The organism is Pseudomonas sp. B111 (assembly GCF_026428275.1).
Classification (GTDB): Bacteria; Pseudomonadota; Gammaproteobacteria; order Pseudomonadales; family Pseudomonadaceae; genus Pseudomonas; species Pseudomonas aeruginosa.
The window spans coordinates 6,606,953-6,626,775 of the sequence record NZ_CP097857.1 but is presented as its reverse complement, the minus strand read 5'-3'; the positions used below and the strand labels follow the sequence as shown (position 1 = coordinate 6,626,775).

At 66.5% G+C, this 19,823-nt stretch carries 21 protein-coding genes; 10 read left to right on the top strand and 11 right to left on the bottom strand.

What is annotated here, in order from left to right; genetic code table 11:
* Positions 1-125 precede the first annotated feature (125 nt).
* Positions 126-1,109, bottom strand: a complete 984-nt coding sequence (locus M6E97_RS30825; RefSeq protein WP_003094987.1) for an NAD(P)/FAD-dependent oxidoreductase — start codon at positions 1,107-1,109, stop codon at positions 126-128.
* Positions 1,110-1,504: 395 nt separating this feature from the next.
* Here M6E97_RS30825 and M6E97_RS30820 point away from each other — a divergent pair, with 395 nt between their 5' ends.
* The 3 genes from M6E97_RS30820 to M6E97_RS30810 all read left to right on the top strand — a co-directional run bounded on the left by M6E97_RS30820 (position 1,505) and on the right by M6E97_RS30810 (position 5,094).
* On the top strand, positions 1,505-2,422 hold the full coding sequence (locus M6E97_RS30820) for a TIGR01777 family oxidoreductase (protein WP_003094984.1): 918 nt from the start codon (positions 1,505-1,507) through the stop codon (positions 2,420-2,422).
* Positions 2,419-3,441 (top strand): ferrochelatase, encoded by a 1,023-nt coding sequence (hemH, locus tag M6E97_RS30815; RefSeq protein WP_003094982.1) that lies wholly within the window; start codon positions 2,419-2,421, stop codon positions 3,439-3,441. The genes M6E97_RS30820 and hemH overlap by 4 nt, the downstream gene beginning before the upstream one ends.
* 279 nt (positions 3,442-3,720) lie before the next feature.
* Complete coding sequence (locus M6E97_RS30810) at positions 3,721-5,094, top strand: spinster family MFS transporter (protein WP_003094980.1); 1,374 nt, start codon at positions 3,721-3,723, stop codon at positions 5,092-5,094.
* 1 nt (position 5,095) lies between these two features.
* Here M6E97_RS30810 and M6E97_RS30805 read toward each other — a convergent pair whose 3' ends face one another.
* The 8 genes from M6E97_RS30805 to upp form a co-directional block, all read right to left on the bottom strand.
* On the bottom strand, positions 5,096-6,043 hold the full coding sequence (locus M6E97_RS30805; protein WP_003094979.1) for a spore coat U domain-containing protein: 948 nt from the start codon (positions 6,041-6,043) through the stop codon (positions 5,096-5,098).
* On the bottom strand, positions 6,040-8,415 hold the full coding sequence (locus M6E97_RS30800) for a fimbria/pilus outer membrane usher protein (RefSeq protein ID WP_034005470.1): 2,376 nt from the start codon (positions 8,413-8,415) through the stop codon (positions 6,040-6,042). Before M6E97_RS30800 ends, M6E97_RS30805 begins: the two co-directional genes overlap by 4 nt.
* A 16-nt stretch (positions 8,416-8,431) precedes the next feature.
* A complete protein-coding gene (locus M6E97_RS30795; protein ID WP_003094976.1) occupies positions 8,432-9,220 on the bottom strand; it encodes a molecular chaperone in 789 nt (262 codons plus the stop codon).
* Positions 9,221-9,238: 18 nt separating this feature from the next.
* A complete protein-coding gene (locus M6E97_RS30790) occupies positions 9,239-9,781 on the bottom strand; it encodes a spore coat U domain-containing protein (protein WP_023098841.1) in 543 nt (180 codons plus the stop codon).
* Positions 9,781-10,314 carry a spore coat U domain-containing protein gene (locus tag M6E97_RS30785; RefSeq protein ID WP_003135089.1) on the bottom strand — a complete coding sequence of 178 codons (534 nt, stop codon included), beginning with the start codon at positions 10,312-10,314 and terminating at the stop codon, positions 9,781-9,783. Before M6E97_RS30785 ends, M6E97_RS30790 begins: the two co-directional genes overlap by 1 nt.
* 30 nt (positions 10,315-10,344) lie before the next feature.
* Positions 10,345-10,893 (bottom strand): spore coat U domain-containing protein, encoded by a 549-nt coding sequence (locus M6E97_RS30780; RefSeq protein ID WP_023100253.1) that lies wholly within the window; start codon positions 10,891-10,893, stop codon positions 10,345-10,347.
* A 332-nt stretch (positions 10,894-11,225) separates the two neighbouring features.
* The gene (locus tag M6E97_RS30775) at positions 11,226-12,509 is read right to left on the bottom strand and encodes a uracil-xanthine permease family protein (protein ID WP_003094970.1); all 1,284 of its coding nucleotides are present in this window, start codon (positions 12,507-12,509) and stop codon (positions 11,226-11,228) included.
* A 2-nt stretch (positions 12,510-12,511) separates the two neighbouring features.
* The gene (upp, locus tag M6E97_RS30770; RefSeq protein WP_003094968.1) at positions 12,512-13,150 is read right to left on the bottom strand and encodes a uracil phosphoribosyltransferase; all 639 of its coding nucleotides are present in this window, start codon (positions 13,148-13,150) and stop codon (positions 12,512-12,514) included.
* 167 nt (positions 13,151-13,317) lie between these two features.
* Here upp and M6E97_RS30765 point away from each other — a divergent pair, with 167 nt between their 5' ends.
* The 5 genes from M6E97_RS30765 (at position 13,318) to M6E97_RS30745 (ending at position 15,940) form a co-directional block, all read left to right on the top strand.
* Positions 13,318-13,875 carry a hypoxanthine-guanine phosphoribosyltransferase gene (locus M6E97_RS30765; protein ID WP_003094967.1) on the top strand — a complete coding sequence of 186 codons (558 nt, stop codon included), beginning with the start codon at positions 13,318-13,320 and terminating at the stop codon, positions 13,873-13,875.
* A gap of 1 nt (position 13,876) precedes the next feature.
* Entirely contained in the window at positions 13,877-14,350 is a 474-nt protein-coding gene (locus tag M6E97_RS30760; RefSeq protein WP_003094965.1) for a WbuC family cupin fold metalloprotein, read from the top strand.
* A 62-nt stretch (positions 14,351-14,412) separates the two neighbouring features.
* The gene (locus M6E97_RS30755) at positions 14,413-14,898 is read left to right on the top strand and encodes a hypothetical protein (RefSeq protein WP_033938430.1); all 486 of its coding nucleotides are present in this window, start codon (positions 14,413-14,415) and stop codon (positions 14,896-14,898) included.
* Positions 14,899-14,980: 82 nt separating this feature from the next.
* Positions 14,981-15,271, top strand: coding sequence for a PA4642 family protein (locus tag M6E97_RS30750; RefSeq protein WP_003094960.1), 291 nt, complete (start codon positions 14,981-14,983; stop codon positions 15,269-15,271).
* 255 nt (positions 15,272-15,526) lie between these two features.
* Positions 15,527-15,940 carry a VOC family protein gene (locus M6E97_RS30745; RefSeq protein ID WP_003094957.1) on the top strand — a complete coding sequence of 138 codons (414 nt, stop codon included), beginning with the start codon at positions 15,527-15,529 and terminating at the stop codon, positions 15,938-15,940.
* A gap of 51 nt (positions 15,941-15,991) precedes the next feature.
* On the opposite strand, the gene mqo is transcribed toward M6E97_RS30745, so the two are convergent.
* Positions 15,992-17,515: a malate dehydrogenase (quinone) gene (gene mqo / locus M6E97_RS30740; protein WP_003099345.1), complete on the bottom strand. Its 1,524-nt coding sequence runs from the start codon at positions 17,513-17,515 to the stop codon at positions 15,992-15,994.
* A gap of 841 nt (positions 17,516-18,356) precedes the next feature.
* Here mqo and M6E97_RS30735 point away from each other — a divergent pair.
* Positions 18,357-18,944: a YajG family lipoprotein gene (locus M6E97_RS30735; RefSeq protein ID WP_003094953.1), complete on the top strand. Its 588-nt coding sequence runs from the start codon at positions 18,357-18,359 to the stop codon at positions 18,942-18,944.
* A gap of 57 nt (positions 18,945-19,001) precedes the next feature.
* Here the strand turns inward: M6E97_RS30735 and M6E97_RS31160 are convergent, their stop codons facing one another.
* Entirely contained in the window at positions 19,002-19,208 is a 207-nt protein-coding gene (locus M6E97_RS31160; RefSeq protein ID WP_003094951.1) for a hypothetical protein, read from the bottom strand.
* Between the two features lie 283 nt (positions 19,209-19,491).
* On the opposite strand from M6E97_RS31160, the gene M6E97_RS30725 reads away from it, so the two are divergent.
* A complete protein-coding gene (locus tag M6E97_RS30725; RefSeq protein WP_033938431.1) occupies positions 19,492-19,770 on the top strand; it encodes a hypothetical protein in 279 nt (92 codons plus the stop codon).
* The last annotated feature ends 53 nt before the right edge of the window (positions 19,771-19,823 follow it).

Here is a 19,823-nt window from a genome sequence, read left to right as displayed (position 1 = left end):
GTTCGCGCGCAGCTCGACAGCCAGGCGGTCATACGACACATCCTAGAACTTATCTTGTACAGGTCAATGTATTTGTATAGGTATTTTCTTGTCACATCGGGCCGCCAGGCGACGGCCCGATCCCCTCAGAGATGTTCCAGCAGGCGCCGCGCGGCTTCCTGGCCGCTGAGCCAGGCGCCTTCGACGCGGCCGCTGGAGCACCAGTCGCCGCAGGCGTAGATGCCCAGGTCGGGATCGCCGAGGGCGCCCCACTGGTGAGCCTCCGCGGGGCGTGCATAGAGCCAGCGGTGGGCGATGCTGAAGGCGGCTTCCGGTACGGCGCAGCCGATCACTTCGGCGAAGGCGCAGCGCAGGTGCTCGACCACGTCCTCCTTGGCCATGTCGATGTGCTGCCGGCTCCACTGGCTGGTGGCGTGCAGCACCCAGGTGTCGAGGGCGGTGTCGCGCCCCGGCTTGCTGCGATTGCAGGCCAGCCAGGCGATCGGACTGCCGTGCACGAAGCAGCCCTGCACCGGGGTGTCGAGTACCTCGCGGAAGCCCAGCGCCACCGCCCAGGTCGGCTCCATGACCACGCTCGCGGCGGTGGCCGCCAGTTTCGGCACGCTGGCCAGCAGCGGCGTGGCCTGGGGAGCGGGGATGGCGATCAGGACCTGGTTGAACGGACCGTGGTTCTGTCCCTCGGCGTCCTGCAGGTGCCAGTGCTGCTTGCCGCGGAAGACCTCGGTGATGCGGCAGGAGAAGACCACTTGCAGATCGGTGAGCAGGGCGCGGGTGATCGCACTCATCCGTGGGATGCCGACCCAGCGTGGCTGCTCGTCCGGGGAGGGGCTCAGCTGGCCGTCGCGGTATTGGTAGAGAGCGGGTTTCCACTCGTCCACCCAGCCTTCCTCGCGCCAGTGTTGCAAGGCGTCGAGGAAGCGCCGGTCGCGGGCGGTGAAGTATTGCGCGCCGAGGTCCAGCGTGCCGGCCTCGCTGCGCTTGCTGGCCATGCGGCCGCCGCTGCCGTGGCCCTTGTCGAACAGTTGTACGGTCTGGCCGGCGGATCTCAATGCGTGGGCGGCGGAAAGCCCGGCGATGCCAGTACCGATGATGGCGATGGGGACGCTCATGACATGCCTCTCTGGTTGTGTAGCGTCTGGACAGGCGAATCAGGTTTCTTGTACAAGCTTGATTTAATGTACAGTGTTGCGCGTGCTTCGAGGCGCACCTTGCGTCGCGCCGATGGCGCGCTTCCTGGCCTGTCGAACCTTCAGACGTTCCGTTCGGAAGTATCAACCGAGTTATCTGAAGAATAGACGGCTGGCGCCGTTCACTAAGGCACCAATGCGATGCAAGCCCTGTTCCTTGGCTGAGTCGAAAACGACGCCAGGGTTCCCTGGCCGGAGCCGACGGATCTTCCATTCACAGGATAACGCCGGAATGGGGGGAGGATGCACGGTCATCGGGCAGATCGATGTCCAGGGTCCAGACTGAAAGGGCACGCAGGCAAAACGAGGAGACAGCCATGCACATTCTCTTGACCGGCGGTACCGGCCTGATGGGTCGCCGCCTGTGCGCCCGCTGGCGACAGGCCGGACACCGGCTGACCGTGTTCAGCCGGCGGCCGCAGCAGGTGGAATCGCTGTGCGGCGTCGGCGTGCGCGGCATCGATCGTTTCGACGAGTACGGCGACCAGCCGCTCGACGCGGTGGTCAACCTGGCCGGCGCGCCGATCGCGGACAAACCCTGGAGCCACAAGCGCAAGGCGCTGCTGTGGGAAAGCCGGGTACGCCTTACCGAGCGCCTGGTGGAATGGCTGGACGCTCGTGAGCAGCGCCCGGACCTTCTGTTATCGGGTTCTGCGGTGGGTTGGTATGGCGACAGCGGCGAGCGCCCGGTGACCGAGGAGGGGGCGGCGGCCGGCGAGGATTTCGCCAGCGAGCTATGCCTAGCCTGGGAGCAGATCGCCCGCGAGGCGGAGAAGCTCGGCACCCGTGTCGTGCTGTTGCGCACCGGCCTGGTGCTGGCCCCCGAGGGCGGCTTCCTCGGGCGCCTGTTGCCGCTCTACCGGCTCGGCCTGGGCGGACCGCTGGGTGACGGCCGGCAATGGATGCCGTGGATTCATATCGAGGATCAAATCGAGCTGATCGATTTTCTTTTGCGGCGGCCCGATGCCAGCGGTCCCTATAATGCGTGCGCTCCCAACCCGGTGCGCAACCGCGATTTCGCCAAGGCCCTGGGCCGGGCGCTGCACAAGCCGGCGCGGATACCGACCCCCGGGTTCGTCCTGCGCCTCGGGCTGGGAGAAATGTCCGGATTGCTGCTCGGCGGCCAGCGAGCCTTGCCGCAACGCTTGCAGGACGCCGGCTACCGTTTTCAATTCACCGACCTGGACGTGGCGCTGGCCGATGTCCTGGACGCCCGACGAAAGGATCAGGCATGACCGAGAATGCCCTGCTGTTGCTCAACCTGGGCTCCCCGGATTCGACCCGGGTGGAGGATGTCCGCCGCTATCTCGACCAGTTCCTCATGGATCCCTACGTGGTCGACCTACCCTGGCCGCTGCGGCGCCTGCTGGTGTCGCTGATCCTGATCAAGCGTCCGGCCGAATCGGCGCACGCCTACAGCTCGATCTGGTGGGACGAAGGGTCGCCACTGATCGTCCTCAGTCGTCGCCTGCAGGAAGCGATGAAGCCGCACTGGCCGCATGGACCGGTGGAACTGGCGATGCGCTACGGCCAGCCGGCCATCGAGAAGGTCCTGCTCGACCTGGCGCGCCGTGGTATCCGGCGGGTCACCCTGGCGCCGCTGTATCCGCAGTTCGCCGACAGCACTACGACCACCGCCGAACAGGAGGTGCGCCGGGTGATCGCCGCCCATCGCCTGGGCCTGGAGGTCAGCACGCTGCCGCCGTTCTACGACCAGCCGGTCTACCTCGATGCCCTGGTGGAAAGCGTGCGTCCGTACCTGCAGCAGCCCCACGACCATCTGTTGCTGAGCTTCCATGGCTTGCCCGAGCGGCACATCCGCAAGCTGGTGAAGGATCCTGCCCACGACCTGCTGGCCGAGAACAGCCGCAACGTCAGCCCCGAAGCCCTCGCCCTCTGCTACCGCAGCCAGTGCCTGCGCACCGCCGAGGCCTTCGCCGAGCGCGCCGGCCTGGAGCAGGGGCGCTGGTCGGTGGCGTTCCAGTCGCGCCTGGGGCGCGCCAAGTGGATCGAGCCCTATACCGACGCCAAGCTCGACGAACTGGTGCAGCGTGGGGTGAAGCGCCTGCTGGTGATGTGCCCGGCGTTCGTCGCCGACTGCATCGAGACTCTGGAGGAAATCGGCATGCGCGGCCGCGAGCAGTTCATCAGCGCCGGCGGCGAGGACCTGGTGCTGATTCCCTGCCTCAACGACCACCCCGCCTGGGTCGGCGCCCTGGCCGAGATGAGCGGGCGCCTGGCCAGGCCGCTCTGAGAGCCTGTTCATGATCCGCTGCGCGGCGCGGTATGAAGGCTTTGAAGCGCTCATTTGCCGCTCGTCAGCTCCGCTTCCCCGCCCAGCTCGCGAGATGCTGGACAGGCTCTGAGCGCACGCGGCGGCGCATGACCTGGCGGTCATTCGCCGGAACCCGCTTCCCGCATTCAGCAGTTCTATAGTCCCTTGCCCTGGGTATAAGCCCGGATGTTGCCGGCTTATCCTGCCTGTCGACCCTCCCTTCGCATCCGCCGCTTCGGCGGCGTCCAGGAGTTCGGCATGCATAACAACAATAACGGCTATCCCTCCAACCTTGCGGCCTGGACCACGGTGGCGATCCTCATGGTCGCCTATGTGCTGTCCTTCATCGACCGGCAGATCCTCAACCTGCTGGTCGGCCCGATCCGCCGCGACCTGGCCATCAGCGACACGGAAATGAGCCTGCTGATGGGCTTGTCCTTCGCCCTGTTCTACACCCTTTGCGGTATCCCGCTCGGACGCATGGCCGACAACCGCAGCCGGCGCGGCCTGATCCTGTTCGGCGTGCTGGTGTGGAGCGCGATGACCGCGGCCTGCGGTCTGGCGCGCAGCTATTGGCAATTCCTCACCTTCCGGGTCGGCGTCGGGGTCGGCGAGGCGGCGCTGTCGCCAGCGGCCTATTCGCTGATCGCCGACAGCTTCCCGCGCGAGCGTCGGGCGACGGCGATCAGCGTCTACTCGATGGGCATCTACCTGGGCTCGGGGCTGGCCTTCCTGCTCGGCGGGCTGGTGATCAAGTTCGCCTCGGCCCAGGGCGACGTGCACCTGCCGCTGTTCGGCGAGGTGCGCCCGTGGCAACTGATCTTCCTCATCCTCGGCGCCGCCGGCGTGCTCTTCTGCCTGTTGCTGCTGGCGATCCGCGAGCCGGCCCGGCGCGGAGTCGGCGCAGGCGTGGCGGTGCCGCTGGGCGAGGTCGGCGCCTACCTGCGGGCCAACCGCAAGACCGTGCTCTGCCACAACTTCGGTTTCGCCTGCCTGTCCTTCGCCGGCTACGGCAGCGGCGCCTGGGTGCCGACCTTCTTCGTCCGCACCCACGGCTGGGACGCCGGTCATGTCGGGGTGGTCTACGGCAGCATCGTCGCGGTGTTCGGCTGTCTCGGCATCGTCTTCGGCGGGCGCCTGGCCGACTACTGGGCGAAGCGCGGGCGCAGCGACGCGAACATGCGCGTCGGGCTGCTCGCCGCCTGGGCGGTGATTCCCTTCACCCTGGTCTACCCGCTGCTGGACAACGCCAGTTGGGCGGCGGCGCTGATGGCGCCGACGGTGTTCTTCCTGAGCATGCCTTTCGGCGTGGCCCCGGCGGCGATCCAGGAGATCATGCCCAACTCGATGCGCGGCCAGGCCTCGGCGATCTACCTGTTCGTGGTCACCCTGTTCGGTCTCGGCGTGGGCCCGACGGCGGTGGCGCTGGTCACCGATTTCGTCTTCGCCGACGACATGGCGCTGCGCTACTCGCTGCTGCTGGTGACCCTGGCCGCGGTGCTCGGCGCGGTGGTCCTGCTGGGGATCGGCCTCAAGCCCTATCGCGCCAGCCTGGAGCACCTGAAGGACTGGAGCCTGCGACGGGAAGGCGAGGGCGGCGAGGATTGGAAGGCGTCCCGGCAGCCGGCCTGACTCAGTAGGTGAGGATGACCCGCACGGTATCGCTGTAGGTACCGGCGGGGACGTTGCCCTGTGCCGGGTTGACGATGGCCCGGTACGGCACGTTCTGCGCGGCGCCGCTACCGGTGCCTGCCTGGGTGTTGCTGGTGGTCCAGACCGTCGAGTCGCCCGGTTTGTAGAGGTTGTACTGGATCGCGTTGGTGCCGCTGAGCATTCGCCGCCAGCCGCCGCTGAAGTTGTTGCCGTTGTCGAAGCCGATGGTATAGGTGGCGTTCAGGGTGCAGCGCACGCCAATGTTCTGGTTCACCGCGGTGAAGGCCGAGACCAGCGCGGCGCTGCCGAAGCTGAGGTCCGGAGCGCTGTCGATGAAGCAGTCCTTGAGCACCGTCAGGGTAACGTTGACGCTGCTGCTGGCGGTGCCGTCGTCGTATACGCAGACTGGGCCGATGCCCGCCGCGCACAGGTGCCAGGCCCAGTTCAGGCCGATGGTATCGGTATAGGTGCCGGCCGGCAGGGTCACCCCGGTGGCGGTGCGCAGGTACAGCGGCAGGCTGCCGTCGGTGGCGTTGAACAGGCCGAGGATGCCGAGGAAGGTGGTGCTGCTCCAGCGTACCGTCGAGCCGACGTTGTAGACGGTGCCGCAGCCGTTGTCCTTGCAGATGCTGTAGGGCAGGTAGGTGCCGCTGGCGGCATTGTACAGCCGCGGCGTGGTGCCCAGCGGATTGGCGGTGCTGGCGATGGTCGCGTCGATGGTGTTGGTGCTGAGGATCGACAACAGGCTGCCGGTGCACTTGAAGCCGGTGGTGCCGGTGATGGTCTGTGCGGTGCTGGCCACGGTGAACGAACTCAGGCTGCCGAAATTGCCGGTGCCGGAGCTGGTGGTGCAGGCGGCGAGCAGCAACGGGCTGGCGCAGAGCGTAGCGAAGCCGAGCAGGCAGGCAGACGTGGAGTGGCGGCTCATGGCGTATCTCCGATGGGGGCCGAGCAGGTCAGCGGGCCGACCTGGCTGACGGTGGGTTTGCGCGTGTCCAGGCGGAAGCGTGCCTGGCAGGCCCGGCCGTCGGGGCGGACCACGCGTAGCTGGTTGTCGCTTTGCAATCCTTCGAAATAGACCTGGCCGTCCCAGCCGACGCTGGCGCGCTGGCCGCTGCCGGTTTCTTCGGCCCGGCTGCCCAGCGGCAGCGGTTCGCCGCGCTCGTCCACCAGGCTGATGCTGGCGGCGACCACGGCACGGATCGGGAAATCCAGCAGCAGGCCGCTGCCCTGGCGTACCGCCACGCGCTGCTCGACTTCGGGCGCGCTGACGTTGGCCGGAAGGTCCAGCGGCTCGATCTGGAACTTCGCCGGGTAGTAGGCCGCGACCCAGGGCACCAGCAGGTGGCCGTTGTCGTCGGTGCTGCCCATCAGTTGGTTCTCGTAGCGGATCGGCACCTGTGGATAACCCTTGGTGCTGACCAGGACGAAGGCGTCGTTGATCCGGTTGCTGGCGAACACGGCGTTGTCCATCCATACCAGCGAGCCGCTGAGATCGGCCCAGCGCGTGTAGTTGCCGGTCTCGCCATAGAGGCCGCCCTGCAGTTGCACGTTCTGCATGCGCCAGGTCAGGTCGGCCTGCTGGTAGCGGCTGGCGCCGCCGCCATAGCCGAGGTTCCAGCCGAGGCCGCCCTGGCTCGGCGTGGAGCGGCTCCAGATCACCCGCTCGCTGTAGCGCCGGTCGCTGTCGCGGGTGACGCCGATGTTCAGCAGGCCGTTGATGTCGAAGGGAATCACCAGTTGCATCAGCGCGCTGTAGCCGTCGCCGTCGAGATCCTTGTTCAGCGCCAGGTAGACGCTGCTACGGCTGTCGATCGGGCGGCTGTAGGAGAGGTTGGCCAGGCGCGTGCGGCTGCCGTCGCGGGCGCGGATGTCGAAGTAGCCGGTACCGATGGTGCCCTGCTCGTCGAAGGTCAGGCTGGCGGTAGCCTGGTCGGTGCGCCGGCTCAACTGGTACTCGCCGTCCAGGGTGCCGAGGTCGCCATAGCCGGCGCTGCGCTCGATGTGTTGCAGGCTGAGGCCGAGCCGTCGCGAATAGTAGGAGTAGCCGAGCAGGTATTGCTGGCCGCTGTCGCCCTGGCCGTCGCTGCCGCTGGCCGCCAGGCTGAGGGTGCCGAAGGTGGCCACGGCGATGTCGCCGCCGATGCCGAGCAGGCGCAGGTCGCTGGCGGCCTCGGCGTGGGTGGAGAGGGTCAGGCGGTCGCTGACGCCGTAGCGGTAGATGCCGCTGGCGGCATTGTCGGCATAGGAGAAGTTGCGCAGGCCGTAGTCGTCGCGCAGACGCCCGACGGACAGGTCGAAATCGCTCAGGCCGCGCGCCAGCAGGGTGTTGGATACGTAGAACGGCAGGCTGGTCACCACTTGTCGGCCCTGGGCGTCGGTGGTCACCACCGTGGCTTCGCCGGCTCCGTTGATATACGGCACGTTGCTGATGGCGAAGGGACCGGGCTGCAGGTCGGCGCTGCTGGCCTTGTAGCCGTTGATGAACAGGTCGACGGTGCTGGGTACGGCGGCCTGGCCGTCGAAGCGCAGCAGCGGATAGGTGACCAGGTCCGGACGTACGCCGAAGTTGCGGGCGAAGCGAAAGCCGCCCATGCGTACCGGGGTGGTCCAGTTCAGCGCGCCGTTGACGTAGTCGCCCAGTTGGTAGCTGTGCATGTTGCGTTCGTCGTTGTACAGCCAGTAGGTGTCGTAGCGCAGGTAGCGGCTGTCGAGGTTGTCGGCGTCGCCGAAATAGCGGGTGTAGACGCCGGTGTTGGAGATCACCCCGAAGCCGTCGAACAGACGTTGCTCGAGCAGCGCGGAAAGCCAGGGCGTGGCGCCGTCGGCGGGGGCCGAGTAGTACAGGTCGTAGTTGAACAGCGCGCCGAGGCTGCTGCGCGCCGGGGCGCGGGCGACCAGTCCGGGATCGTCGAAGCGCTGCTCCGGCAGCCAGTCCGGCGGCACTTGCAGGTGCAGTTGCTGGCTGGCGCTGTCATAGTCCGCCCGGACCTCGGGCAGGGCATCCACCGCGACCTGTCCGGCGGGGTTGCCAGGCAGGCGCACGCCGGCTTCGCGCAGGGCCGCGGCGTCGAGCAGGTAATGGCCATCGGCGGCGTTGACCGGCACCACCTGGCCGCTGTCGCGGCCGTTGATCACCAGTTCCAGGTAGTAGAGGACGTTGCCGCCGCCGCCGGACGGAGCGGGTTGCGGCGGCGGCAGTCCGGCCAGGTAGTCCGCCGCATGGACAGGGGAGAGCAGCGCCAGGCCGATCAGTAGCGAGCGGTGGCGGCGAGAGCGCCGCTGACACGGGCGAGGCACGGGACCGACGTCCGCCTCAGTACCCGGGAACGCTGATCGGCGCGTCGTTGTCCGCCAGTTGCAGTTTCAGGGTCATGCCGGCGTCCGGCAGCAGCCCCGGCGGCAGCGGCCAGCGCATCTGCTGGCCGGGCAGCACGTAGCCGAGCAGGCCGTCCAGCAGCGCCAGGCTGCGGCCGTTGCCCTCCCAGCGGACATGGCTCAGGCGGGCGTGCACGCTACCCTCGTTGCGCACCTGCAGGTAACGCTTGCCCTGTTCCTCGACCAGCCGCCAGGCCAGCTTCGGCCGGGTCGCGTCGGCCGGGTCGCGCTCGACATCGCTGCGCGGCTGGGTCCAGACGCCGTCGGCGCTGACGAACAGCGGTACCGAATAGCGCATCTGGAACTGCAGGGCGAGACCGGGGCTTCGTTGCGTCTGCCCCGCGCTGCCGTCGGGCACTTCGTCGATCAGCACCCGGTAGGCGTCCTCCGGCGTGCTGGGCTGGCCGCCCTGGCGGATCAGCCGGACCAGTTGCCGGCGGCCCGGCTCGACCTTGACGAAGGGCGGGCTGGGAATCACTGCCTGCTGGTTGCGATAGACGTCCTGGAAATCCGCCTGGGACCAGCCGAGCACGCGCACCTGCAGGACCACCGGTTGCTTGCCGCGATTCTCCAGCCACAGCGCCGTGGCCGGTTGGTCGGCTTCGATGGCCGGGTTGATCGGCCAGATCAGCACCGCACTGGCGGCTTGTGCCGGGCCGCCCAGGAACAGCGCCAGCAGCGCCGCAAGCCAGCGGCCGGGGCGGAGAGGTAGGTGTGGACTGGGCATGTGATCCTCCATGACGGCTCAGAACGAAAGGGTGACGGTGACGGTATCGCGGTAGTTGCCGGCGGACGGCAGGCTGCCGACCGCGAACAGGCGCGCGTATACCGTGTAGGTCTGGGTGCTGGCGGGAAAGTTGGCGATGGTCCGCGCGAGTGCCCCGTTGCCCCAGACCTGGGAGTAGGCGGCATCCTGGTAGAGCTGGTAGGCGAGGGTCTCGTTACCGCTCACCCGCTTCAGGTAGCGCTGGTTGCTGCTGCCGCCATTGATCCCGTAGTCGAGGGCGACGGAGACGGTCATTCCCGGAGTGCAGGTCAGGACGATGGAGCCGGCCCCGGAGCTGCTGGCGACGTTAACCGGACTGGCCAGGTTGCCGAGGGTGCCGAAGCTCAGGGTGCCGAGGTCATAGGCGTTGTCGCTGATGGCGGTGCCGAAGGCGCAGCCGTTGGCGACCACCGCCTGGACCTGGAAGGCGCGGCTGATCGGCGATGGATCGGCATGCGCGACCAGGCTCGGCAGCGGGAGCAGGAGAAGCGACAGGAGTAGATGCCGGCTGGACATCGGCATCACCAGCTGATGGTCACGTTGACGGTGTCGCGGTAGGTCCCGGCGACCGGCGTGGTCTGTGCCGGCACCAGGCCGTAGATGGGGTACCACTGGTCGTTGCCGTTGCCGGTGGCGGCAACGCCGGTGGTGTTGTCCCAGACGATGCCGCCGGGGCGGTCGCTGTACAGGTTGTAGGTCAGGGTGAGGGCGGTGTTGGCGATGTTCGCCATGCGCCGCGTGGCGACGCTGCCGTAGAGCCCGCCGTCGAGCGTGATCGCATAGGTCTGGCCGCTGACGCACTTGACCCGGATGGAGCCTGCGCCTTGCTGGCTGGTGGCGCTGATGGCGTTGTTCAGGGAGGCGTACTGGCCGAAGTCGAGGGTGCCGAAGGTGATCGCGCCGCCGCTGCCGACGCTACCTGCCTCGCAGGCCGGGAGCAGCGTGGCGCTCAGGACGATGGTGGCGGTCTGCGCGTTTGCCGGGTTGCAGCCGAGCAGGCAGAGCAGTCCTCCGGTGAAGTAGCGGTTCAGGCTCATCGGTCCCCCCAGGACCATGCTGCCCGGCGCCGCGCCTGGCGGCGCGTCTTACCAGGCGATGGTGACCAGCAGGGTGTCGGTGTAGGTCCCCGCCGTCGGCGTGGGCGTGCTTTGTCCGGTGGGCACCACGCGGCCATAGAGGGGGATGTTGACCGCGGTGCCGGTGGAGACCGAGGAGATGTCCACCGGTGTGTTGGCCTGGATCAGCGCGCTGCGCGCGGCGTCCGAATAGATGTTGTAGGCGATGGTGCTGCTGCTGGTGGTGGTGTTCTGCATGTAGCGCTGGCCGCCGCTGGCGTGCAAGCCTGCGTTCACCGTCAGGCTCGGGGTCAGGCCGGTGCTGCACTGGATCTGGATATTGCCGCTGGTGCCGACGGTCTGCGCGTCGACCACGTTGGTGAGGTCGGAATGGCTGCCGAAGTCCAGGGTTCCCCACTGGTTGATACCGCCGCTGACGCTGCCGTTGATGATGGTGCAGCCGGCACCGATGACCATCTGCACGCCGACCTGGCCGATTAGCGTACCGGCGGCCTGGGCGGTGCCCAGCAGGCTGGCGCAGGCACAGAACAACAAGACTGCCGGAGTGCGTTTATTCATCTCTAACTTCCTGTCGATAATGAATGTCGGTGGCGCAGAAGGACGTTGGCGGATAAATAAAGTTCCCACGACTTTAAATGATCGGCCTTATATATCCGCCAAACTCGAAGTTCATGGCTGACGACGCGCCGGGTGCGGCGCAGAGCGGCTAGTCAGTCATGTTTGACTGGCTATATAGCAGCGCGAGTAAATCTCTGCTAGTCAGATGGCGTGGTTATTTGGGAAATGCAAGGAAGTTTAATTACAAAGTAGTAAGCGATTGACTACATGATTTGAAAATAACGAGGCGGGTGGAATACGGACGGAACAGCGAAGTGTTCCGCCCGTTGGTTTCAGTGCGAATCCTTGTGCTGTTCGTCGAGCGCCTTGTTCTGCCAGCCGTCGTTGCCCGGCAGCAGCAGGTTGAGGACGATGGCGACGATGGCGCACAGGGCGATGCCCTTCAGGCCGATGTCGTCGGGACCGGTACCGCTGCCGATCAGCACGCCGCCGATGCCGAACACCAGGGTCACCGAGACGATCACCAGGTTGCGCGCTTCCGAGAGATCGACCTTGTGCCGGATCAGGGTGTTCATGCCGACCGAGGCGATGGTGCCGAACAGCAGGCAGAGGATGCCGCCCATCACCGGTACCGGGATGCTTTGCAGGATCGCGCCGAACTTGCCGACGAAGGCCAGGGTGATGGCGATCACCGCCGCCCAGGTCATGATCTTCGGGTTGTAGTTCTTGGTCAGCATCACTGCGCCGGTGACTTCCGCGTAGGTGGTGTTGGGCGGTCCGCCGAACAGGCCGGCGGCCGAGGTGGCCAGGCCGTCGCCAAGGAGGGTGCGGTGCAGGCCGGGCTTCTTCAGGTAGTCCTGGCCGGTGACGCCGCCCACCGCGATGACCCCGCCGATATGCTCGATGGCCGGGGCCAGGGCCACCGGGACGATGAACAGGATCGCCTGCCAGTTGAATTCCGGCGCGGTGAATTTCGGCAGTTCCAGCCAGGGTGCGGCGACGATTGCGGCGGTGTCGACCACGCCGAAGACGAACGACAGGGCGAAGCCGACCAGCACGCCGGCGATGATCGGCACCAGGCGGAAGATACCCTTGCCGAATACCGCCACCACCAGGGTGGTGAGCAGCGCCGGCATCGAGATCATCATCGCGGTGCGGTACGGCAGCAGCTCGCTGCCGTCGCCGGCCTTGCCCATCGCCATGTTCGCCGCGATCGGCGCCATCGCCAGGCCGATCGAGATGATCACCGGGCCGATCACCACCGGCGGCAGCAGTTTATCGATGAAGCCGGTGCCCTTGATCTTCACCGCCAGGCCCATGAAGGTGTAGACGAAGCCGGCGGCGACCACCCCGCCCATGGTCGCGGCCAGGCCGAACTGGCCCTTGGCGAGGATGATCGGGGTGATGAAGGCGAAGCTGGAGGCGAGGAACACCGGTACCTGGCGCCCGGTCACCAATTGGAACAGCAGGGTCCCGAGGCCGGCGGTGAACAGCGCGACGTTGGGATCCAGACCGGTGATCAGCGGCATCAGCACCAGCGCGCCGAAGGCGACGAACAGCATCTGCGCGCCTGACAGCACCTGGCGCCAGAGCGGCTCCTGGAAGGCATCGCCCATGTTCAGGCTTCCTTCTGCTTGGTACCGAAGATCTTGTCGCCGGCGTCGCCCAGGCCCGGAATGATGTAGCCGTTCTCGTCGAGCTTCTCGTCGATCGAGGCGGTATAGATGATCACGTCCGGGTGGGCCTTGCGTACCGCCTCGATGCCCTCGGGGGCGGCGACCAGCACCATGGCGCGGATTTCCTTGCTGCCGGCCTTCTTCAGCAGGTCGATGGTGGCGACCATCGAGCCACCGGTGGCGAGCATCGGGTCGATGATCAGCGAGCGGCGCTCGGCGATGTCCGGCGCCAGTTTTTCCAGGTAGGTGCGTGCTTCCAGGGTCTCTTCGTTGCGGGCGACGCCGACCGCGCTGACCTTGGCGCCGGGAATCAGGCTGAGCACGCCGTCGAGCATGCCGATGCCGGCGCGCAGGATCGGCACCACGGTGATCTTCTTCCCGGAGATCTTCTCCACCGTCACCGGGCCGGCCCATCCGGGGATTTCGTACTGTTCCAGGGGCAGGTCCTTGGTCGCCTCGTAGGTCAGCAGGGCGCCGACTTCCTGGGCCAGTTCGCGGAAGTTCTTGGTGCTGATATCGGCACGGCGCATCAGGCCCAGTTTGTGGCGGATGAGGGGGTGGCGGATCTCATGTACGGGCATGGGCGACTGTCTCCAACGGGGGCGGGCAAAAAAATTGCGCTAGCGTAATGCATTCCGCACAGTCTGGACCATTATTCTGATTCGCACTCGACCGCCGGGGGTTGCCCGATGGCGACCGGATGAGTACCTTTGCCGACTTTTTCTCAGCCCAGCCAGGGAGAAGCACCATGTCCGTCGATCTCGCGCACATCCGCCAAGTCATGGCGGAAGCCGACTGCCTGTTCAACAACGACGAGGTCGAGGCAGCCATCGGTCGCGTCGCCGAGGCGATCAACCGCGATCTCGGCGAGACCAACCCGGTGGTCTTCTGCGTGATGAACGGCGGCCTGATCTTCTCCGGCAAGCTGCTCCCGCTGCTCGACTTCCCCCTCGAACTGTCCTACCTGCATGCGACCCGTTACCGCAACGAGACCTCCGGCGGCGAACTGTTCTGGAAGGCCAAGCCGGAAATCTCCTTCATCGACCGTGACGTGCTGATCATCGACGACATCCTCGACGAAGGGCACACCCTCTCGGCGATCATCGACTTCTGCAAGCATGCCGGCGCACGCGCGGTGCACACCGCCGTACTGGTGGACAAGGAACATGAGCGCAAGGCCCGGCCCGACCTCAAGGCCAGCTTCACCGGCCTCTACTGCGCCGACCGCTACGTGTTCGGCTACGGCATGGACTACAAGGGCTACTGGCGCAACGCCGCGGGCATCTTCGCGGTCAAGGGGCTCTGAGATGGCCGGACCGCGCTACCTCGACCAGCAATTGTTCGCCGAACTGGCGAGCGGGGCGGGCAACGCGCCGCGTGGTCGCCAGCATCACAACTTCCACCGCATGGAGGAGCCCTGCCACCGCATGGCAGTGGGCCTCCAGCCGAATACCTACATCCCGCCGCACCGGCACCTGGATGCGGGCAAGGCCGAGGCGCTGATCGTGCTCAAGGGCCGTCTCGGCCTGCTGGTCTTCGCCGAGGACGGGGAACTCCTCGACAAGCGCGAGTTGAGCGCCGCTGGGGACTGCCCCGGTGTCGACCTGCCGCCCGGGGTGTTCCATGCCCTGGTGGTGCTGGAGCCGGACAGCATCCTGTTCGAATGCAAGGCCGGGCCTTACCGCCCGCTCGGCGAAGGCGAGTTCGCCAGTTGGGCGCCTGCCGAAGGCAGCGCCGATGCGCCGGCCTACCGGGACTGGATGCGCGCCCAGTTCGCCTGAGCGCTTCGGCGGCGGGTCGGCAGCCATGCTAGAGTGCCGGCTCGCCCTGTCCGGAGGTCCCGATGTTCGCCCGTAGCCTGTGCGGCTCCCTGCTCCTGTTCGTCAGTCTGGCCGGCCTGGGCGCCGAGAATCCCCCGATGCACGCGCGCTTCCTGCCGCCCGACGACGGCCAGTTGCGCCAGGAGGCGCCGGAGCAGCAGCAACTGATCCAGATCACCGAGTACAGCGTGGTGCTGGGCAACCAGCGGCAGTCCAACCAGCAGCCGATCCCGATCACCACGCCGACCCTGCTGCGCCTGAAGGGCAAGCCGCTGAGCAAGGGCGCGACCCTGGCCCAGGTGCTGATCCAGTTCGACAGCGAAGGCAAGAGCCTGAAGAAGCCGCTCTACGATGCCGGGACCCGCACCCTCACGCTCAACTACCCGCTGGCGCAGTACCCGGCGTTGCTCGACCTGCTGCGCAACCAGACGGTCTATTGCCAGTTCCTCGCCTATCCCAACGGCCATGTCTGGGCCGACCTGCACACCGGCGCGGTACGCGCGCGTTGAGCCTCGCCGCGCGCCGGGAGTAAACTGCCTGGCCTTATCCCGCGCCGGGCGAGCCCGGCCCCAGAGCCGTTGAGAGAAAGCGATGCGCAAAGACAAGAAACAGATCATTGGCGAAGAGATCAGTGACGAGTCGATCAAGCTGTTCCTCGGCGTCGAGCCGGCCGACGACACGCCCCCCTCGCTGCACAAGCTGATCAAGGCCTATCGCGGCCTGCGCATCGACGACTTCGAGCGCTTCCTCACCTTCTTCCGCGAGGCCGGCTACGATCTCGATGCGCGCGACGCCAAGGGCAACGACTTCGTCGCCCTGGTCGCCGACCAGCGCCAGGCCGCGCCCTACATCGAAGCGCTGCAGGCGGCCAAGGGCGCCTGAGCCGGCCATGCGGTGAAAAGCCCGCCCTTCGGCGGGCTTTTTCGTTGCGCGGCCCGCCGAAGAATCCCACCCGTCGGCGAACGCCAGCACCCGAATGACGGCTGGCGGTGGCAAGGGACGATAGGCAACGGGCCTTCTCGCATTGCGGAGCGCCAGGGAGACAGGGGGGGGCGAATGGCCAGGACTGCTTTATTCGCTCTGCGAGAGGCTGCTGCTTTTCTACACTCACAGGAAAAACAGCCTGCCGAGGTTCCCATGTACGTCCAGCCCTACGTCTGCTTCAACGGCCGTTGCGAAGAGGCCCTGCGTTTCTATGAACACGCCATCGGTGCCAGGGTGAGTTTCCTGTTCCGTTTCGACGAGGCGCCCGGTCCGGTGGTGGTGCCGGAAGGCTGGTGCGACAAGGTGATGCACGCCAACCTGCAGATCGGCGACAGCCAGATCATGGCCTCGGACGGGCACGGGCCGGCGTTGCAGCCGATCTCCGGGATTTCCCTTTCACTGAATACCCGCGACCCGCAGCAGGCGCGGCGCTGCTATGACGCCTTGCTGGAGGACGGCGGGCGGGTCGAGCTGGAGTTGGGCAAGACCTTCTGGTCGCCCTGTTTCGGTACCCTGGTGGACCGTTTCGGGGTGTCCTGGATGATCAATTGCGAGGCCGGCGCCTGACTCCGCAAATGAAAAAGCCGCCCGAAGGCGGCTTGTTCCGTAGCGCGCGGCTCACTCGGCGTTGACCGGGGCCTGCACGTCGTTCTTCGCGGTCAGTTCCAGCACCTCGCTGCAACGGCTGCTGACGCTGCGGTACAGCTCGGCGTCGCTTTCCAGCTCTTTCTCGCGAGCCGGGAAGATTTCCTTCAGCTTGGCGCTCCACTCCGGCGAGCGGGCCTGCTCCGGGAAGCAGCGCTCGATCAGGCCGAGCATGATCGAGACGGTCACCGAGGCGCCCGGCGAGGCGCCCAGCAGGGCGGCGATGGAGCCGTCGTGGGCGGCCACCAGCTCGGTGCCGAACTGCAGGATGCCGCCTTTCTTCGGATCTTTCTTGATGATCTGCACACGCTGGCCGGCGACTTCCAGGCGCCAGTCCTCGGCCCTGGCTTCGGGGTAGAACTTGCGCAGGGCTTCCAGGCGCTGTTCCGGCGACTGCATGACCTGGCCGATCAGGTAGCGGGTCAGGTCCATGTTGTCGCGGGCCACCGAGAGCATCGGCAGGATGTTGCCCGGGCGTACCGACAGCGGCAGGTCGAGGAACGAGCCATGGCGCAGGAATTTGGTGGAGAAACCGGCATAGGGGCCGAACAGCAGGGATTTCTTGCCGTCCACCACGCGGGTGTCCAGGTGCGGCACGGACATCGGCGGCGAGCCGACCTCGGCCTGGCTGTAGACCTTGGCCTGGTGCTGCTTGACGATTTCCGGGTTGTCGCAGCGCAGCCACTGGCCGCTCACCGGGAAACCACCGAAGCCCTTGCCTTCCGGGATGCCGGAAAGTTGCAGGAGCGGCAGGGCGCCGCCGCCGGCGCCGAGGAAGACGAAGCGTGCCTGGATCTCGCGGTCGCCGCCGTTGCGGGTGTCCTTGACGGTGACCCGCCAGCCGTTATCGGCGCGGCGCAGGTGGGTGACCTTCTGGTTGTAGCGGATCTGCGCGCCAGGCTGTTGCGCCAGGTGTTGCAGGAGCTGGTTGGTCAGGGCGCCGAAGTTGACGTCGGTACCGCCCTCGACGCGGGTCGCGGCGATCGCTTCGTCGGCCGGACGACCCGGCATCATCAGCGGCATCCACTCGGCGAGGGTGGCCTTGTCCTCGGAGTAGACCATGGTCTCGAAAGCGTGGTGCTTGGTCAGCGATTCGAAGCGCTTCTTCAGGTAGGCGATGCCTTCGCTGCCGCGCACGAAGCTCAGGTGCGGTACCGGGTTGATGAAGGTCTTCGGCGAGCCGAAGGTGCCCTTGGCGACCAGGTGCGACCAGAACTGCTTCGACACCTCGAACATGGTGTTGATGCCCACGGCTTTCTTGATGTCGATGCTGCCGTCGGCCGACTGCGGGGTGTAGTTCAGCTCGCACAGGCCGGCGTGGCCGGTGCCCGCGTTGTTCCACGGGTTGGAGCTTTCGATCGCGCCGGACTCCTGGAGTTCGACGACTTCCATCTTCAGGTTGGGGTCGAGTTCCTTGAGCAGGACCGCCAGGGTCGCGCTCATGATGCCGGCGCCTACCAGCAGCATGTCGACTGTTTCGTGATCGTTTTGCGCCATTAACGCTTCTCCAAAATCTTCAGCACCAAATTGACGACAGACGGGGCAGGGCCGAGGCCGGTACGGGCCGGCAGGCAGCGGCGGAGGGAGCCGTCATGTCCGATTCTTCGCAACAACGGCGGGACGCCGGGCGTCATCGCCTATGGATGCCGGGCGCGGGGCTGGCGATCTGGCAGCCTGGCTGGCCCATGCGGGCATCCGGTCGTGCAAGCACATTCGCGACGGAACGGGCCGTCAGGCTCTGGTCATGAGGTATCCGCTGCGGTCGCGTCTGCGGGGGGCTGTTTCAAGCGCTAATGGCGCACTTACCGACGCAAAACTCTTCATTGCTCGCCACACTCTCGTGAAGTAGTGAAATACCTTCGATCCACGCTCTTTTGGAGACATGGGCCGGAAGGGCTCGTCTGTCGCGGGCATGCCTTCGCAGAATCGTGCGGGGTCATGCGGCATTCCTTGCCGAAAAACTCGCTACAGGCGTTTCAGGGCGTCTGCCTCATGGGGCAGCGCTCTACTGGCGGCTCTCTGTGGGGGGATGGCGCGGGGGCCGGAACCCGATCAGGAGGCGTCCTTATAATCGGGGGGCGATTATAACGGTGAAAATCAAAAAATACCCCGCTCCTTAGACTTTTTTCCCATTCCCGGTCACGAAGTGCCCGCCGGCGAAAGCCCCCTGGGACAATCCGCCGCGCCGTATCTGCCAAACGCCGGGCATGCGTGCCCTGCGCCACCTGCCACAGGCGAGGAACCGCGCCCCGTGGCGAACGTCCAAGGCAATGCTGCGGTGCCTTCGCGGCGCCGTTATACTGCCGGCCATTCGTGCCCAACCCATGGAGAGATGAGCATGCTGCATCGCCTGTTGCTCAGCCTGATGACCGCAAGCGCCCTGGTTCTCGGCGGCTGCGCCCTGAGCCCGCAACAACTGGACCCGCAACCGGTCCTTAAAGGACCGTTGACCGCCGTCGGCCATGGCCAGCCGGTGGTGGTCAAGGTGGTCGATGGCCGTCCCGGCCCGTCCCTGGGCACCCGCGGCGGCCTCTACGCCGATACCAGCACCCTGACCGTCCGTAGCGAGGACGTGGTGCCCAAGCTCCAGGCCCAGGCCGAGACGGCCGTGCGCCTGCTCGGCTACACGCCTTCGGCCAACGCCTACAACGCGCCGCAACTGACCCTGACCCTGGCCGAGCTGAAGTACCAGTCGCCGAAGGACGGCGTCTACGTCACCCAGGCCGACATCACCGCAACCTTCCGCGCCGACGTGCAGAACAGCAGCCGGCGTTACACCGGTCGCTACGGCGCCTCGCTGAACCAGCGCTTCGGCATGGCGCCGAACCAGGCGACCAACAGCAAGCTGGTCAGCGAGGTGCTCAGCGACGCCCTGACCCGCGTGTTCAAGGACCCGACCATCGCTCAGACCCTCGGCCAGCAATGAGCCGGCGGTAACGAGAAAGCCCGGCGGATGCCGGGCTTTTTCATGCGCTCGGGAAACTCAGGCGGCCTGGTGGAACGGGTCCGGCTCGCCGATGCTGATGCGTTCGTCGGTCTCAGGCAGGTCGAGGTGTTCATGGCCGCAGGCGGTGCAGTACACCAGCCAGCGGTCGTCCTGGACATTGAAGGAAAGATCGACGATCACGGCCTCGATCTCGTCCAGGTGGTCGATCAGATAGTTATGTTCGTGGGGTGCGGTTTCCAGCATGACGACTCTCCTGTGTTGTCGTTTGCCTGGGTGGGGTTCTGTGACCGGCAAAGCACTTTCAGACTAGCCGGTCACGCTGGCGAGGCCGCGCCTTTTTTAGACGGATTGCTGCTAACCGCTGCGCTTCGTCGCGACAACCCGGTCGTCGCTGGCCGTCGCTCATGCATTCTGGATAGAATTCGACCAGTCCTTCCCCGCCGTCCCCGACGGTCCGTCCTGTCATCAGCTCACCCAAGGCGTTACTCGGTAGCCCCGGCGTGTTGTCCTGTTGCGGAGGTTATCGATGTCCTTGCAAGCCTTGTGGGCGCTGTTCCTCGCCCATCCCGCGCAGGCCGTGAACGGCCTTGCGCTGTTCTTCGGTGTCGCCGGCGCCTGGCTGCTGCTGGCCACCCGCGCACGCGAGCGTCGCGCCCTGGCGCGCTGGGCCGCGGAGGGCGAGGCGGGGGAGGAGGCATTGCCGATGGACGAGGCGATCCTGCGGATCAACCTGTTCTTCTACCGATTCGGCGCCGCCTGCCTGGGCCTGGCGCTGCTGGTCAGCTGGGCCAGCACGCGGTTCTGAGAGGGCCTGCCTCGGCGAGCCGAACCGCACGCGGATAACCGTCTGCGGGTTCG

Coding starts and splice junctions, on each gene's coding strand:
- M6E97_RS30825 (WP_003094987.1), bottom strand. CDS start 1,109: ATGAGCGTCCCCATCGCCATCATCGGTACTGGCATCGCCGGGCTTTCC.
- M6E97_RS30820 (WP_003094984.1), top strand. CDS start 1,505: ATGCACATTCTCTTGACCGGCGGTACCGGCCTGATGGGTCGCCGCCTG.
- hemH (WP_003094982.1), top strand. CDS start 2,419: ATGACCGAGAATGCCCTGCTGTTGCTCAACCTGGGCTCCCCGGATTCG.
- M6E97_RS30810 (WP_003094980.1), top strand. CDS start 3,721: ATGCATAACAACAATAACGGCTATCCCTCCAACCTTGCGGCCTGGACC.
- M6E97_RS30805 (WP_003094979.1), bottom strand. CDS start 6,043: ATGAGCCGCCACTCCACGTCTGCCTGCCTGCTCGGCTTCGCTACGCTC.
- M6E97_RS30795 (WP_003094976.1), bottom strand. CDS start 9,220: ATGCCCAGTCCACACCTACCTCTCCGCCCCGGCCGCTGGCTTGCGGCG.
- M6E97_RS30790 (WP_023098841.1), bottom strand. CDS start 9,781: ATGCCGATGTCCAGCCGGCATCTACTCCTGTCGCTTCTCCTGCTCCCG.
- M6E97_RS30785 (WP_003135089.1), bottom strand. CDS start 10,314: ATGGTCCTGGGGGGACCGATGAGCCTGAACCGCTACTTCACCGGAGGA.
- M6E97_RS30780 (WP_023100253.1), bottom strand. CDS start 10,893: ATGAATAAACGCACTCCGGCAGTCTTGTTGTTCTGTGCCTGCGCCAGC.
- M6E97_RS30775 (WP_003094970.1), bottom strand. CDS start 12,509: ATGGGCGATGCCTTCCAGGAGCCGCTCTGGCGCCAGGTGCTGTCAGGC.
- upp (WP_003094968.1), bottom strand. CDS start 13,150: ATGCCCGTACATGAGATCCGCCACCCCCTCATCCGCCACAAACTGGGC.
- M6E97_RS30765 (WP_003094967.1), top strand. CDS start 13,318: ATGTCCGTCGATCTCGCGCACATCCGCCAAGTCATGGCGGAAGCCGAC.
- M6E97_RS30760 (WP_003094965.1), top strand. CDS start 13,877: ATGGCCGGACCGCGCTACCTCGACCAGCAATTGTTCGCCGAACTGGCG.
- M6E97_RS30755 (WP_033938430.1), top strand. CDS start 14,413: ATGTTCGCCCGTAGCCTGTGCGGCTCCCTGCTCCTGTTCGTCAGTCTG.
- M6E97_RS30750 (WP_003094960.1), top strand. CDS start 14,981: ATGCGCAAAGACAAGAAACAGATCATTGGCGAAGAGATCAGTGACGAG.
- M6E97_RS30745 (WP_003094957.1), top strand. CDS start 15,527: ATGTACGTCCAGCCCTACGTCTGCTTCAACGGCCGTTGCGAAGAGGCC.
- mqo (WP_003099345.1), bottom strand. CDS start 17,515: ATGGCGCAAAACGATCACGAAACAGTCGACATGCTGCTGGTAGGCGCC.
- M6E97_RS30735 (WP_003094953.1), top strand. CDS start 18,357: ATGCTGCATCGCCTGTTGCTCAGCCTGATGACCGCAAGCGCCCTGGTT.
- M6E97_RS31160 (WP_003094951.1), bottom strand. CDS start 19,208: ATGCTGGAAACCGCACCCCACGAACATAACTATCTGATCGACCACCTG.
- M6E97_RS30725 (WP_033938431.1), top strand. CDS start 19,492: ATGTCCTTGCAAGCCTTGTGGGCGCTGTTCCTCGCCCATCCCGCGCAG.